The organism is Bacillus sp. MBGLi79, assembly GCF_002953915.1.
In genome coordinates this window covers 3,993,245-4,008,212 of sequence record NZ_CP026521.1, presented here as the reverse complement: position 1 = coordinate 4,008,212, position 14,968 = coordinate 3,993,245, and the positions used below count along the sequence as shown (strand labels likewise).

General features: G+C 44.3%; 14 protein-coding genes and 1 tRNA gene. 11 read left to right on the top strand and 4 right to left on the bottom strand.

Annotated features, from left to right (window positions below; genetic code table 11):
* Positions 1-69 precede the first annotated feature (69 nt).
* The 9 genes from C1T29_RS20480 (at position 70) to pgmB (ending at position 11,923) form a co-directional block, all read left to right on the top strand.
* Entirely contained in the window at positions 70-1,020 is a 951-nt protein-coding gene (locus C1T29_RS20480; protein WP_103749341.1) for a LacI family DNA-binding transcriptional regulator, read from the top strand.
* Positions 1,021-1,132: 112 nt separating this feature from the next.
* Positions 1,133-2,902, top strand: a complete 1,770-nt coding sequence (gene mdxD / locus C1T29_RS20475; RefSeq protein WP_103749342.1) for a maltogenic alpha-amylase — start codon at positions 1,133-1,135, stop codon at positions 2,900-2,902.
* Between the two features lie 95 nt (positions 2,903-2,997).
* A complete protein-coding gene (mdxE, locus tag C1T29_RS20470; RefSeq protein WP_103749343.1) occupies positions 2,998-4,251 on the top strand; it encodes a maltodextrin ABC transporter substrate-binding protein MdxE in 1,254 nt (417 codons plus the stop codon).
* 38 nt (positions 4,252-4,289) lie between these two features.
* Entirely contained in the window at positions 4,290-5,597 is a 1,308-nt protein-coding gene (gene mdxF, locus C1T29_RS20465; protein WP_103749344.1) for a maltodextrin ABC transporter permease MdxF, read from the top strand.
* Positions 5,598-6,434 (top strand): maltodextrin ABC transporter permease MdxG, encoded by an 837-nt coding sequence (gene mdxG, locus C1T29_RS20460; RefSeq protein WP_095431948.1) that lies wholly within the window; start codon positions 5,598-5,600, stop codon positions 6,432-6,434. It abuts the gene before it with no gap.
* A 4-nt stretch (positions 6,435-6,438) separates the two neighbouring features.
* On the top strand, positions 6,439-7,323 hold the full coding sequence (locus C1T29_RS20455; RefSeq protein WP_103749345.1) for a DUF1189 domain-containing protein: 885 nt from the start codon (positions 6,439-6,441) through the stop codon (positions 7,321-7,323).
* Complete coding sequence (locus tag C1T29_RS20450; RefSeq protein WP_095431946.1) at positions 7,301-9,574, top strand: glycoside hydrolase family 65 protein; 2,274 nt, start codon at positions 7,301-7,303, stop codon at positions 9,572-9,574. Before C1T29_RS20455 ends, C1T29_RS20450 begins: the two co-directional genes overlap by 23 nt.
* On the top strand, positions 9,567-11,252 hold the full coding sequence (gene malL / locus C1T29_RS20445; RefSeq protein ID WP_095431945.1) for an oligo-1,6-glucosidase: 1,686 nt from the start codon (positions 9,567-9,569) through the stop codon (positions 11,250-11,252). Before C1T29_RS20450 ends, malL begins: the two co-directional genes overlap by 8 nt.
* On the top strand, positions 11,249-11,923 hold the full coding sequence (gene pgmB, locus C1T29_RS20440) for a beta-phosphoglucomutase (protein ID WP_095431944.1): 675 nt from the start codon (positions 11,249-11,251) through the stop codon (positions 11,921-11,923). Before malL ends, pgmB begins: the two co-directional genes overlap by 4 nt.
* A 45-nt stretch (positions 11,924-11,968) precedes the next feature.
* On the opposite strand, the gene clpP is transcribed toward pgmB, so the two are convergent.
* Positions 11,969-12,559: an ATP-dependent Clp endopeptidase proteolytic subunit ClpP gene (gene clpP, locus C1T29_RS20435; protein ID WP_014665471.1), complete on the bottom strand. Its 591-nt coding sequence runs from the start codon at positions 12,557-12,559 to the stop codon at positions 11,969-11,971.
* A gap of 269 nt (positions 12,560-12,828) precedes the next feature.
* On the opposite strand from clpP, the gene C1T29_RS20430 reads away from it, so the two are divergent.
* Together C1T29_RS20430 and C1T29_RS20425 are read left to right on the top strand one after the other, a co-directional pair.
* Positions 12,829-12,904, top strand: a tRNA-Arg gene (locus C1T29_RS20430).
* 151 nt (positions 12,905-13,055) lie between these two features.
* The gene (locus tag C1T29_RS20425) at positions 13,056-13,568 is read left to right on the top strand and encodes a DUF3231 family protein (RefSeq protein WP_069838667.1); all 513 of its coding nucleotides are present in this window, start codon (positions 13,056-13,058) and stop codon (positions 13,566-13,568) included.
* A gap of 35 nt (positions 13,569-13,603) precedes the next feature.
* Here C1T29_RS20425 and C1T29_RS20420 read toward each other — a convergent pair whose 3' ends face one another.
* The 3 genes from C1T29_RS20420 to C1T29_RS20410 all read right to left on the bottom strand — a co-directional run bounded on the left by C1T29_RS20420 (position 13,604) and on the right by C1T29_RS20410 (position 14,925).
* Positions 13,604-13,924 carry a DMT family transporter gene (locus C1T29_RS20420; protein WP_069150367.1) on the bottom strand — a complete coding sequence of 107 codons (321 nt, stop codon included), beginning with the start codon at positions 13,922-13,924 and terminating at the stop codon, positions 13,604-13,606.
* Positions 13,924-14,259: a DMT family transporter gene (locus C1T29_RS20415; protein ID WP_095431943.1), complete on the bottom strand. Its 336-nt coding sequence runs from the start codon at positions 14,257-14,259 to the stop codon at positions 13,924-13,926. The genes C1T29_RS20420 and C1T29_RS20415 overlap by 1 nt, the downstream gene beginning before the upstream one ends.
* Positions 14,260-14,340: 81 nt before the next feature.
* Positions 14,341-14,925, bottom strand: a complete 585-nt coding sequence (locus tag C1T29_RS20410) for a TetR/AcrR family transcriptional regulator (protein WP_103749346.1) — start codon at positions 14,923-14,925, stop codon at positions 14,341-14,343.
* Positions 14,926-14,968 lie beyond the last annotated feature (43 nt).

Sequence of the window (14,968 nt, the reverse complement as noted above, 5' to 3'; positions counted from 1 at the left end):
TATATTTAGCAGTAAAAGAGGACTTTTTCACTAGTTTGGATAATAAGCACAGATAAGGAGGGGATGAAGATGGCAACGTTGTCAGATGTGGCAAAAAAAGCCAATGTTTCGAAAATGACGGTATCACGAGTGATCAATCACCCTGAGACGGTGACAGATGAATTGAAAAAGCTCGTTCATTCTGCGATGAAAGAGCTGAATTACATCCCTAATTATGCGGCAAGAGCGCTCGTGCAAAACAGAACACAGGTTGTGAAACTATTGATTCTTGAGGAAATGGATACGACAGAACCATATTACATGAACCTGCTGACCGGAATCAGCAGGGAGCTGGATCGCAATCACTATGCTCTCCAGCTTGTGACAAGAAATTCTCTCAATATTGGCCAATGTGACGGCATTATTGCCACCGGCTTGAGAAGGACTGATTTTGAAGGTGTAATAAAAGCGTTTGAGAAGCCGCTCGTCGTATTCGGGCAAAATGAAATGGGCTATGACTTTATCGATGTGAATAACGAGAAAGGCACTTTTATGGCAACCCGACATGTGATGGGGCTGGGTGAGCGGGAAGTGGTCTTTTTTGGCATTGATTTAGATGAGCCTTTCGAACGTGCAAGAGAACAGGGGTATATACGGGCGATGAATGAAAGCTTTAAAAAGACGAATATGTTTCGGGTTGACAACAGTTCTACGAAAAGTGAAGGCCTTGCAAGAGAACTGCTGAGATCCATGGACAATCAGGCGGCATTTGTCTGCGCATCTGATCGAATCGCACTCGGCGTCATTCGTGCGGCACAATCGCTTGGAAAGCGAATTCCAGAAGATGTGGCGGTTACCGGGAATGATGGTGTGTTTCTTGATCGCATCTCCTCACCGCGGTTGACTACGGTCAGACAGCCTGTTGTTGAAATGGGAGAAGCCTGTGCGAAAATGTTGCTGAAAAAAATGAATGAAGACGGTGCTGCTCAAGGAAGCCTATTTTTTGAACCAGAGTTAATTGTACGAGAATCAACGCTGTAAGCGCCTTATTCTGTTATCGGTAACAGGGGGAAAAGGATTGTTCCTGCTATTCCATCATGATACTTTCAAACTATGAGCCGGCTTCAATAACACGGAAATCAAAGGGGGAAACATGATGGAATATGCAGCGATTCACCATCAGCCATTCAGTACTGATGCTTATTCTTATGATGGGCGGACAGTGCATATCAAGATTCGGACGAAAAAAGATGATGCAGATCACATTCGCGTCATTTGGGGTGATCCCTATGAGTACAACGACGGCAGCTGGTCTGCAAACGAGCAGCCGATGAAAAAAATTGCGGCAACAGACGTGCATGACTATTGGTTTGCTGACGTGGTGCCGCCATTTAGGCGTTTACAATATGCGTTTGTTGTAACAGACGATCATGAAGACATCTTTTTCGGAAGCTCGGGTGTATGCCCTTATAACGAAAAAACATTGGAGACGATTCATTATTATTTTAAATTTCCATTTGTTCATGAGGCTGATACATTTCAAGCGCCTGAATGGGTTAAGTCAACGGTTTGGTATCAAATTTTTCCGGAGCGTTTTGCAAATGGACGAGAAGACTTGTCACCGAAGAATGCATTGCCGTGGGGGAGCAAGGACCCGGGCGTCAATGATTTTTTTGGAGGAGATTTGCAAGGGATTGTTGACAAGCTTGATTATTTAGAGGATTTAGGGGTGAACGGCATTTATCTGACGCCGATCTTTTCCGCGCCTTCTAATCATAAATACGACACGCTGGATTACTTTTCTATTGATACTCATTTTGGGGATCCCGAGCTTTTTCGTACATTGGTCAGCCAGCTTCATCAGCGGGGGATGAGAATTATGCTAGATGCGGTTTTTAACCATATAGGAAGCGCATCTCCGCAATGGCAGGATGTCCTCAAAAACGGAGCTCAATCCCGCTATAAAGACTGGTTCCATATTCACTCTTTTCCTGTCACAGAAGACAATTATGACAGGTTTGCTTTTACAGCTGATATGCCGAAGCTAAACACGGCGAATCCCGAGGTGCAGAAATATTTGCTTGATATTGCTTTGTACTGGATTCGGGAATTTGACATTGACGGCTGGCGTTTGGATGTCGCAAATGAAGTGGATCACGTGTTTTGGAAGACATTCAGGAAGGCTGTATCAGCAGAAAAGCCTGATGTTTATATTTTAGGTGAGATCTGGCATTCTGCTGAACCCTGGCTTAGAGGGGATGAATTTCATGCGGTGATGAACTACCCTTTTACAGAACCTATGAATGAATACTTTGCTGACCAGACGATCCCAGCCTCACGTATGGCCCACCGTGTCAATGCACATTTGATGAATGGGATGAAGCAGGCCAATGAGGTGATGTTTAATTTACTGGATAGCCATGATACAAAGCGCCTTTTGACCAGATGCCGCAATGATGAGAAGAAAGCACGCGCGTTGCTGGCCTTTATGTTTGCCCAGACAGGCTCACCATGCATCTATTACGGAACGGAAATCGGGCTGGACGGCGAAAATGATCCATTATGCCGGAAATGTATGGTTTGGGAAACGGAAAAGCAAAACCAGGACATGCTGCGATTTATGAAACGGTTAATTGCTTTACGCAAGCAGGAAAACACTTTGTTGACTGAAGGACATCTTGAGTGGAATCTGCTGGATGACAAAAATGATTTTATCAGCTTTTCGCGGACTCTCGATGAAAAAATACTGATTTATTTCTTTAATCAGGGGAATTCGGTTCAACACGTCAGTTTACGAGAATTGAATATTGAAAGGAATAAGAAAATCTGCGATGCATGGACAGAGCAGCCGCTTCATCATCACGATGTCATTGCCGTTCAGCCGGGGGAATTTTTGATTTTGAGTGCTGCCGCCCCAGTATAACATTCTGTTATCGGTAACAAATCGAAAGTTGTTGTAACCGCTTTCTGCAGGACAATACAATTGTTATAGTTTCATAAATAGAAGGGGGAAAAGAGATGGTTCTTTTTAAAAAGGGGTTCGCCATATTGGCGGCATCATTTCTGGCAATCAGCCTTGCCGCCTGCTCAAGTTCAAAAAATCCAGCAAGCGCTGATGGCAAAAAGGTGCTGACTGTGTCTGTCGAGGAAACGTATAAAGAATACATTGAAAGCATCAAAGCAAAGTTTGAAAAAGAGAATGATGTCACAGTAAAAATTGTTGAAAAGCAAATGTTCGAACAGTTGGAAGCGCTTCCTCTTGATGGCCCGGCGGGTAACGCGCCTGATGTTATGCTTGCTGCATATGACCGGATCGGCGGTTTGGGACAGCAGGGGCATTTGCTCGACATTAAGCCCTCTCATACAAAGAGCTTTGGAGAGAAAGAAATGCAGCAGGTGACAGTTGACGGCAAAGTGTACGGAATGCCGCTAGTCATTGAGACACTTATTTTGTATTACAATAAAGATCTTTTAAAAACAGCACCAAAAACATTTAAAGACCTTGAAAAGTTAATGAAGGATCCTCGATTCGCGTTTGTTTCGGAAAAAGGAAAATCAACCGGATTTTTAGCGAAATGGACTGACTTTTATATGTCGTACGGCTTATTGGCTGGATACGGCGGATATGTATTTGGGAAAAACGGCACAGATTCCGGGGACATCGGCCTGAACAACAAAGGGGCTGTGGAAGCGGCGAAATATGCAGAGAAATGGTTTAAAACCTATTGGCCGAAAGGAATGCAAGACAATTCAAGCGCAGACGACTTTATTCAGCAGATGTTTTTAGAAGGCAAAGCGGCTGCGATCATTGGCGGACCGTGGTCAGCTGCCAACTATAAAGAAGCTAAATTGAACTACGGAGCAGCTCCCATTCCGACATTGCCAAATGGAGAAGAATACGCCCCTTTTGCCGGTGGGAAGGGCTGGGTTGCCTCGAAATATACAAAAGAACCCGAGCTGGCTGAAAAATGGATTGAGTATGCTGCAAATGATGCCAATGCTTACGCTTTTTATGAGGATACAAACGAAGTTCCAGCCAACACTGCTGCAAGGAAGAAAGCCGATGAGCAAAAGAATGAACTGACGTCAGCTGTGATTAAACAATATGAAACAGCAACGCCGACTCCAAATATTCCGGAAATGGCTGAGGTATGGACAGGAGCGGAAAGCTTGATTTTTGATGCAGCTTCAGGAAAAAAATCCACACAAACAGCAGCGGATGATGCTGTAAACACCATAAAGGAAAATATTAAAGAAAAGTATGTGAAATAAAACGGCGGGATAGCGTCCGGAGAATAGAGGGCGGAAAAATGAATAAACATCACACACTTACAAAGCAAAAACGAAAGGCAGGGCTTTTATCGATCATTCCAGGACTTGGGCAGATTGCGAATCAGCAGTTGTCAAAGGGGCTCTTATTTCTTGCCATCACAGGCTTGTTTGCTTTTGAATTATGCGTTTTCGGTATTCAGGCGCTAACCGGATTGATGACATTGGGAAGTGTTCCCGGTGAAGACCACTCGCTGTTTATGCTGATTGAAGGCACGCTGCAATTGATCGTGACGGTGATTTTCCTCATGTTCTATATCTTTAATATTCATGATTCGCGTAAGACCGCCGCAATGAAAGCGGCGGGTTTGGAGATCAATACATCGGCCAAGGATATGCTCAGTTATGCGGGTGATAAAGGGTTTCCATATCTCTTTACACTGCCGGCATATATCATGATGGTATTTGTGATTATCTTTCCGGTTTTGGTGACTCTGTTTGTTGCATGTACAAACTATGATTTTTATCATATACCGCCTAATCATCTGATTGACTGGGTCGGATTCAAGAATTTCTTGAATATTTTTTTCCTCGGCTCCTATCGTGAAACATTTGTAAATGTACTCAGCTGGACGGTCATCTGGACCATTTGCGCAACAACGCTGCAAATCATTTTAGGTATTGTGACCGCCCTTTTCGTCAATCAGGATTTTATCAAAGGCAAGCGGATATTTCGAATGATTTTCTTATTTCCATGGGCTGTTCCGGCGTTTATTACAATCATGAGTTTTTCCAACATGTTTAACGACAGCATAGGAGCGGTGAATGCACAGGTGATTCCACTATTCAATCATCTGCCGTTTGTTGAGCTGCCTGCGATCGCGTGGAAGACCGATCCTTTCTGGACAAAGACAGCCCTCATTATGATTCAGACGTGGCTCGGCTTTCCATATATTTATGTCATGGTAACGGGAGTGCTTCAGGCGATTCCAGGTGAATTATATGAAGCGGCAAAGATTGACGGGGCCACTTTTATTCAGCGTTTTCGGCATATTACATTTCCGATGATTTTATTTGCGACAGCACCCGTGATGATTACTCAGTATACGTTTAATTTCAATAATTTCTCGATCATCTACTTATTTAATGAGGGAGGGCCAGGCAGTGCGGGAGCCGGGGCCGGATCGACCGATATCTTAATTTCGTGGATTTATAAACTGACAACAGGCACATCACCCCAATATTCTGTTGCGGCGGCTGTGACACTGTTAATTTCTTTCATTGTCATTGGAATTTCACTGATTGCTTTCAAAAAATCGAATGCTTTTGGCAATGAGGAGGTTATGTAGGTGAACGCGAGAACTGCCAGATTACTTAATAGAATCTGTACGTATTTCTTTTTGACGCTTTTAAGTATTGTCATTATATATCCGTTGCTGATTACGGCTTCATCAGCCTTCCGTGTGGGGAATTCGGCGGCTTTTCAGCTCGATTTTTCAGGGGCTTGGACATTGGATCATTTTAAGCGGCTATTTGACGAAACGCTTTATCTCAATTGGTACAGCAATACACTCGTCATCGCGCTATCGGTTATGGTTTTACAGGTTACAATCGTGACGCTTGCCGGGTACTCGTACAGCCGCTATCGGTTTGCAGGCAGAAAAAAGAGCCTGATATTCTTTTTAATCATTCAAATGGTGCCAACGATGGCAGCGCTGACTGCTTTTTATGTCTTGGCGATGCTGATAGGCGCACTCGATCAATACTGGTTTTTGACAGCCATCTATATCGGCGGGGGAATTCCGATGAACACGTGGCTGATGAAAGGTTATTTTGATACTGTGCCGAGAGAAATTGATGAAGCCGCGCGAATTGACGGAGCGGGCCATATGAGGATTTTCGCTTCAATCGTTCTGCCGCTTGTTAAGCCAATGCTCGCGGTGCAAGCGCTTTGGGCGTTTATGGCACCGTTTGGCGATTATTTGCTGGCAAAGTTTTTGCTTCGCTCACCGGAAAGGCTGACCATTGCTGTAGGGCTGCAGTCCTTTATTTCAAATCCGCAGCAGCAAAAAGTTGCTCTATTTGCGGCTGGTGCCATCCTTGCCGCACTGCCGATATGCGTTCTATTCTTTTTTCTCCAAAAGAACTTTGTGTCTGGTTTGACAGCCGGCGGAACAAAGGGGTAATTCAATGAAGAATCTGGAGAATAAAAGCTTTATCATCCGCTGCCTGAAGGCAGTTGCATCTCCATCAGGTGTTTGCCGCTGCGGGAATACCTTCAGCTGGCTGCAGCTCTCTTTTCTCTTTATGTTTGTAACGGCCTCCTTGATGGCACCGTTGACAGTTTCGTTTCTGAAAATGGATCGTTTCAGCGTTGCATCTTTCGTGCCGTCAGCGATTCAAAAGGTGAATGATACATTTGCTGATCAATTACAAGGTGTTCAAATCAGAAACGGAAAACTAACAGGCGTGAAGAGCTCTGAGAGGATTGAAGATGGGCAGAATGTGATGGCGGTCGATATGAAGCATGAATATGAGACAAACGGTGAAAATGGGCGATTGAAAGTGAAGGGATTTGACAACGCCATCGTATTTCAGCCTGATCGACTGGTAATGACCGATCAAAACGGAGCAGGGTTTTCTGTTGGCTATGCAAAAATGGACGTTAAGCTCGAGAATCCAAACGCCCATGATGTAGAGGTTTTGATCGATACATTGTGGTTGGCGCAGTATAAGCCGATGATTATGCTCCTGGCATATGCGGTGATTTTGATGATCCAGCTGTTTGTAACGGTTGTTCTTGCCGGAGGCCTTTGGATCACAAAAAGATCAAACATGGTCTCTATTGCGTCATTCAAGGAAGCGGCATCTATAGCGATTTGCGCTTCAGCACTGCCGGCATTTGCGGCAGCTGCTATCGGTCTGGTTCATTTTGACTTAATTACTATATTGATGATCCATTCGTGCGGCGTCACTTTGATGATCACTTTGGCATTTAGATATTTGACAAAAACCCGCCGTGATAATGGAAACTTACATTCGGGAGGAAATGATGATAAATCAGCGGTTATTTGAGATTGATGAATGGAAAATCAAAACAAATACATTTCAAAAGGAGCACATGCGGCTGCTGGAAAGCCTGACGTCTCTTGCCAACGGCTATATGGGGGTCAGAGGGAATTTTGAAGAAGGCTATTCAGGCGACAGTCACCAAGGCACATATATTGCAGGCGTGTGGTTCCCTGACAAAACGCGAGTAGGCTGGTGGAAAAACGGGTATCCGGAATATTTCGGTAAAGTAATCAATGCGATGAACTTTATGGGCATAGGCTTATATGTTGACGGTGAAAAAATTGATCTCTATCAAAATCAAATCGAATCATTTGAGGTGGAACTCAATATGAAAGAGGGGATTCTGCGGCGAAGCGCTGTTGTCCGCATTCAGGATAAAACCGTCAGAATCAGCTCGGAGCGATTTCTTAGCCTTGCTGTAAAAGAACTTTGCGCGATTCATTATGAAGCGGAGTGTTTGACGGGAGATGCTGTCATTACGCTTGTTCCATACCTGGATGGAAATGTGGCAAATGAAGATTCTAACTACCAAGAACAGTTTTGGCAGGAAGAAGTGAAAGGGGCTGATTCCCACAGCGGCTATTTAGCGGCAAAAACGATCGAAAATCCATTTAGAACACCGCGTTTTACTGTTTTAGCCGCAATGGCAAACGTGACAGATGGCTTTGTCAGTGAAAGCTCTCAAACAGCCGGGATGTATGTTGAGAATCGCTACAGTTACCAAACGAAGGCATCTTTGAAAAAGTTTATTATCGTCACGACTTCTCGTGATTTTCGGGAAGAAGAATTGTTAACGAAAGCTAAGGAGCTTTTGGCGAATGCTGTTGAGAACGGTTACGAAGAAGCAAAACGGAGGCACACTGATCAATGGAAGGAAAGATGGTCAAAAGCGGACATTGAGATTAAAGGGGATGAGGAGCTTCAGCAAGGAATCCGCTACAATATCTTTCAGTTATTCTCGACATACTACGGGGGCGATGCCCGTTTGAATATCGGGCCAAAAGGATTTACTGGCGAGAAATATGGAGGTGCCGCATATTGGGATACAGAGGCTTACGCTGTTCCGATGTATTTGGCGACAGCCGAGCCAGAGGTGACGAAGAACCTGCTTTTGTACCGCTATCATCAGTTGGAGCCTGCTATACGAAACGCCGCAAAATTGGGGATGAAGGGGGCCCTTTATCCGATGGTGACGTTCACAGGGGATGAATGCCACAACGAATGGGAGATCACCTTTGAAGAAATTCACCGCAATGGCGCGATCTGCTATGCAATCTACAATTATATCAATTATACAGGCGACCGCGGCTATATGGAGGAATATGGGATAGACGTTCTTGTGGCAGTCAGCAGATTTTGGGCCGATCGCGTTCACTTCTCGAAACGAAAAAACAAGTATATGATCCATGGCGTCACAGGGCCGAATGAATATGAAAACAACGTCAACAACAATTGGTATACAAATGTCATTGCGGCTTGGACGTTGGAGTATACATTAGAAAATCTCGAAAGTATCTCAGCGGAGAAACGCCGCCTTCTTGATATACAGGAAGAAGAATTGAGCGTCTGGAGAGAAATCATCCAGCACATGTACTATCCGTATAGTGAAGAACTGCAGATTTTCGTTCAGCATGACACATTCTTGGACAAAGACCTGCAAACAGTTGATGAATTAGATCCAGCTGATCGGCCTCTTTATCAGAATTGGTCATGGGACAAAATTCTCCGCTCCAATTTTATTAAGCAGGCAGATGTTCTCCAAGGCATGTATTTTTTTAATGACCGTTTTACAATGGAAGAAAAACGGCGACACTTTGAATTTTATGAACCGATGACTGTTCATGAATCAAGCCTATCGCCATCTGTCCATGCGATTCTCGCAGCCGAACTCAAGCTGGAACAAAAAGCGCTCGAATTATATAAGCGCACAGCAAGGCTTGATCTTGATAATTACAATCATGATACGGAAGAAGGCTTGCATATTACTTCAATGACGGGAAGCTGGCTGGCAATTGTTCACGGTTTTGCGGGCATGCGCACCGCGAATGAGACGCTGTCATTTCATCCGTTTTTGCCGAAGGAATGGGACGGCTATTCATTCAACATCAATTATAGAAACCGATTACTCAATGTGACGGTTGACGAAAGGAGCGCCGTGTTTGAGCTTGTAAAAGGCGAGCCGCTGCATATGAAAGTTTATGAGGAACCGGTTGTCCTAAAGGGACGATGTGAAAGGAGAATCCCTAATGAGTGAATGGTGGAAAGAAGCTGTCGTTTATCAAATTTACCCGCGCAGTTTTTATGATGCCAATGGAGATGGATTCGGAGATTTGCAAGGTGTGATTCAAAAGCTGGATTACATCAAAAATCTCGGGGCGGATGTCATCTGGCTCTCTCCGGTGTTTGATTCCCCGCAGGATGACAACGGCTACGATATCAGTGACTACAAAAACATGTACGAAAAGTTTGGGACAAATGAAGATATGTTTCAGCTGATAGATGAAGTCCATAAACGCGGAATGAAAATCGTCATGGATTTGGTTGTGAACCACACGTCGGATGAACATGCCTGGTTTGCTGAAAGCCGTAAATCGAAGGACAATCCTTACCGGGATTATTATTTTTGGAAAGACCCTAAACCGGACGGCTCAGAGCCGAATAATTGGGGATCGATCTTTTCAGGCTCGGCGTGGACATACGATGAAAGGACAGGACAGTATTATTTGCACTACTTTTCGAAAAAACAGCCTGATTTAAATTGGGAAAATGACGCCGTTCGCCGGGAAGTTTATGATGTAATGAGATTCTGGATGGATAAAGGCGTTGACGGCTGGCGAATGGATGTGATCGGCTCCATTTCCAAACACACCGATTTTCCGGACTACGAAACGGATCACACCCGCAGCTATATCGTCGGCCGTTATCACTCTAACGGCCCCCGACTTCATGAGTTTATTCAAGAGATGAACAGGGAAGTGCTTTCTCATTACGACTGCATGACGGTTGGAGAGGCAAACGGCTCTGATATTGAAGAGGCGAAAAAGTACACAGACGCAGGCAGGCAAGAGCTGAATATGATCTTTACATTTGAACATATGGATATTGATACAGAACAAAACTCGCCAAATGGAAAATGGCAGATCAAACCGTTCGATTTGGTTGCTTTAAAAAAGACGATGACAAGGTGGCAGACTGGGTTAATGAATGTCGGCTGGAATACCCTGTATTTTGAAAACCATGACCAGCCGAGGGTTATTTCCCGCTGGGGCAATGACGGGAAGCTGCGTAAGGAATGTGCGAAGGCATTTGCAACGGTTCTGCACGGCATGAAAGGAACGCCGTTTATTTACCAGGGAGAAGAAATCGGTATGGTTAACAGCGATATGCCGCTGGAGATGTATGACGATCTTGAAATCAAAAATGCTTATCGTGAGCTAGTCGTTGAAAACAAAACGATGTCAGAAAAAGAGTTTCTCAAAGCCGTGATGACAAAAGGACGGGACCATGCGAGAACACCGATGCAGTGGGATGCCGGAAAACATGCGGGATTCACAGCCGGAGACCCGTGGATACCGGTAAATTCCCGCTATCAAGCTATCAATGTGAAAGAGTCCTTGGAAGATCAAGATTCCATTTTCTATTACTATCAGAAGCTCATTCAATTACGAAAGCAATATAAGATCATCATATATGGCGATTATCAGTTGCTGCAGGAAAATGATCCGCAAGTTTTTTCGTACCTCCGAGAATATCAAGGGGAAAAGCTTCTCGTCGTTGTGAATTTGTCGGAAGAAAAGGCGCTGTTCGAAGCGCCTCCGGAACTGATTCATGAGCGTTGGAAAGTGCTGATTTCGAACTATCCGCAGGAGCCGGCTGACTTGAAAAGTATTAGCCTCAAACCTTATGAAGCTGTGATGGGCATTAGCATATGAAAGCGGTCATTTTTGACTTAGACGGAGTGATAACCGATACAGCTGAATATCATTTTCTTGCGTGGAAGCACATTGCAGAACAAATCAATATCCCCTTTGACAGAGACATGAATGAAAGGCTAAAAGGAATCAGCCGAGAAGCGTCACTAGAAAGGATACTTATTTTTGGCGGAGTGGAAAAAAAGTATACACATGCTGAGAAACAAGAACTCATGCATCAAAAGAATCAATATTATCAAACATTGATCAGCAAATTGACGCCGGAAGATCTTTTGCCGGGAATCGGCAGGCTTCTATGTCAATTAAAAAACGAAAATATAAAAATCGGGTTAGCATCCTCTAGCCGCAATGCCCGCGCGATCTTAAAACGTTTGGCGATTAGTGATGATTTTCATGCCATTGTTGACCCGGCAGCTCTTGCGAAGGGGAAGCCCGATCCTGAAATCTTTTTAACAGCTGCAGCGCTGCTCGATGTTTCCCCGGCTGATTGCGCGGCAATAGAAGACGCAGAAGCAGGCATTTCCGCAATCAAATCCGCAGGGATGTTTGCGGTTGGAGTCGGTCAAGAACAGTCGATGATTGGTGCTGATCTGGTTGTGAGGCAGACGAGTGATCTGACACTTGAGCTGTTACACGGGGAATGGGAGCAGTATAGAATCAAAAGTGTTTAAATAAAAAACCTGCAAGAGACGCAGCTCTTGCAGGTTTTGTTGTGACTATTTGTCTTCTGTGTGAGTCAAAATTTTGTCAATCAGGCCGTATTCAAGCGCTTCTTCAGCAGACTTGAAGTTATCACGGTCTGTGTCGCGTTCGATCACTTCAAGCGGCTGGCCAGTACGTTCAGCAAGGACTTTGTTTAATTTGTCGCGAAGCAAGAGAATGCGTTTCGCGGCAATTTCAATTTCTGTCGCCTGACCTTGCGCACCGCCAAGAGGCTGGTGAATCATGACTTCACTGTTTGGAAGCGCATAGCGTTTGCCTTTTTCACCGGCTGCAAGCAGGAACGCGCCCATTGACGCAGCCATACCGATACAAATTGTAGATACTTTCGGTTTAATAAACTGCATGGTATCATAGATCGCCATACCGGCTGTAATAGAGCCGCCCGGGCTGTTGATGTAAAGAGAAATTTCTTTTTCAGGGTCTTCTGCTGCTAAGAATAAAAGCTGTGACACGATGGAGTTCGCAACGTTGTCATCAATCGCAGATCCAAGCATGATGATACGATCCTTTAATAAACGAGAATAAATGTCATACGCTCTTTCCCCGCGGTTCGTTTGTTCAATGACTGTAGGTATTAAATTCATAATGCTCCTCCTTCACCTTTTAGGTAAGTATGTAGTTACATGATACATTTTTGGTCAATAAAGGTCAAACAAAAAGCTGGCCTGATATGCAAAGTCGTCTCTTTTTCCCATTTTCCCCAAAAATACAGGGGTTCAAACCATCGTATGTCAGATTTCCAATTAAGATGCTGTGTCTATTTAAAAAGCGGCCTCTCGAAATAGAGGGTTGTTATTTGAATGGAATTATCGTATAATTAGTTGTGCTGACGTTCTCATAACGCAGTCCATATGCGCTCGTAGCTCAGTTGGATAGAGCGGTGGTTTCCGGTACCACGTCTGTCGGGGGTTCGAATCCCTCCGAGCGCGTCCAATAGAACAACAGGAAAGACAAGGGTTTGCCATTTTACCGCTCTTGTCTTTTTTGTTTGTTTAAAAATCTTTCTTGCTGCAACATAAATTTTCCTCCTCTCGGGCAGTTTATGAGATGTGCGATATTGAATTTCCGAGGAGGATGAACATGGGTATTTTAAGCGGAAACCCGCAGGATGAACCGATGCATTATGGTGAGATATTCGGCTTGTGGAGTTATGTGATGGCGGGCAATAAAATGGTCGGCAATTACCAGATGCTATTGCATCATGTCGGTGATGACGACCTGAAGAAGCTGCTACGTGAGTCTATTGAGAAATGCCAAGATGAAATCAAACAGGTCAGCACGATCCTGAAAGAAAACGGGGTGGCGCTGCCGCCGGCTTCTCCTGAACCGCCGACAGCAGATCTTAACGATATTCCGCCTGGTGCACGGTTTCTCGATCCGGATGTGGCGGCCTCCGCGGCAGCGGAAAATGCTGCAGGTCTTGTGACATGCAGCAAAATGATGGGGCAATCGATTCGTGAGGATATTGCCATGATGTTTGGGCAATTTCATATATCGAAAGCGGCAACCGGCGCAAAATACTTAAGGCTGCTAAAAAACAAAGGCTGGCTCATCCCGCCGCCGCTTCATCTTCAAAAACATCACGACGCTTAATGGCAAAGGCATATACAGCTGTATATGCCTTTATTTTATGAAGAAGACGTAAGACGCAAGCCGATGACGCCGGCTAGGATAAGGCAAAGAGAAATCACCTGTGAGAGCTGAAACCGCTCCTTAAACCAAATGAGCCCGACCGCCGAAACGCCAATGCTGCCAATGCCGGTCCAGACGGCATAAGCGACTCCGGCAGGCAGGACGATCATCGCTTGGGACAGGCAGTAAAAGGATAAGCCGAATCCAAGCGTCATCACAATGATCGGCCATTTTTTTCTTGTCCCATCAATATATTTCATGGCAACGGCAGCTATAATTTCTTCTATGCCGGCAATCACTAATAAAAACCATGCCATTATTGTTCACCTCCCGGCTGAGATTTGTTTTCTTTCGTAAATAATTTCATTCCTAAAATGCCAGCCAGCAACAAAGCTAAAAAGAACATCTGGGCTGCTGAGAAGGATTCGCCCAGAACAATTCCGGTCATATATGTTCCGACGGTTCCGATTCCGACAAACACAGTGTACGCGGCGGCCATCGGGATTTTTCGATAAGAGCGGATCAACAGGAGAAAGCTGATCGCGATCAAGATAAAAATGATGACCCAATCCAAAAGCGAATCGGCATGTTTGAGGGAAGAGGCCCAAACAACTTCTAAAAGTCCTGCAATCAAAACAAGAACCCAGTACAAATGAAACACCTCTGTAATTTATGAATGAACGTCAGTCATTTTCAGGGCGTTAAAAAATGAGCGGTGTTACCCAGTCATTTTTTAAGCAGTACCTAAACTTCGTTTTAAGAAAGTAAAGATTTCTTTTTTATACACTTCCACATTTTCATCTTGTTCAAATCCGATGTAGAATCGTTCCGCAGTGTTCTCGACCAAGTTGATAATCGTTCTGGCCGTCCATTTTGAATTGATTCCTTCCGTTATCTCATGGTTTGCAATGGCCTTATTGATGATTTTTTCAAGCCAGGAATAATAAGGCTGATAGATCGTTTCCCATTTTTCCATGGAGTGGTCGATCGCAAGACCGGAATAACAGAGGACAATAATATCCTTATGGCGTTCTGTAATGAGAAACGTCTCATCAATTAATATATCTAAAACGGTCCAAAAATCCTCGTCCCCATGTAGCCTGCCTTTGATTTGATCAAGTGTATGGGTGAGAAGATTTTCTGCAATAGCCGGTATGAGGGCATTTTTAGATGAGAAATACAAATAGAATGTTCCTTGTGCAGTGCCAGCCTTTTTGACAATATCAGAAATAGAAGCCTTATCCAGGCCTTTTTCAGAAATGACTTCTATGGCTGCCTGCAGAATTTTTTCATATTTGCTTGATGTTTGTTTTGGCATAAGGAACACCTCCTAGAAATGACTGACTCTCATTCATTTTATC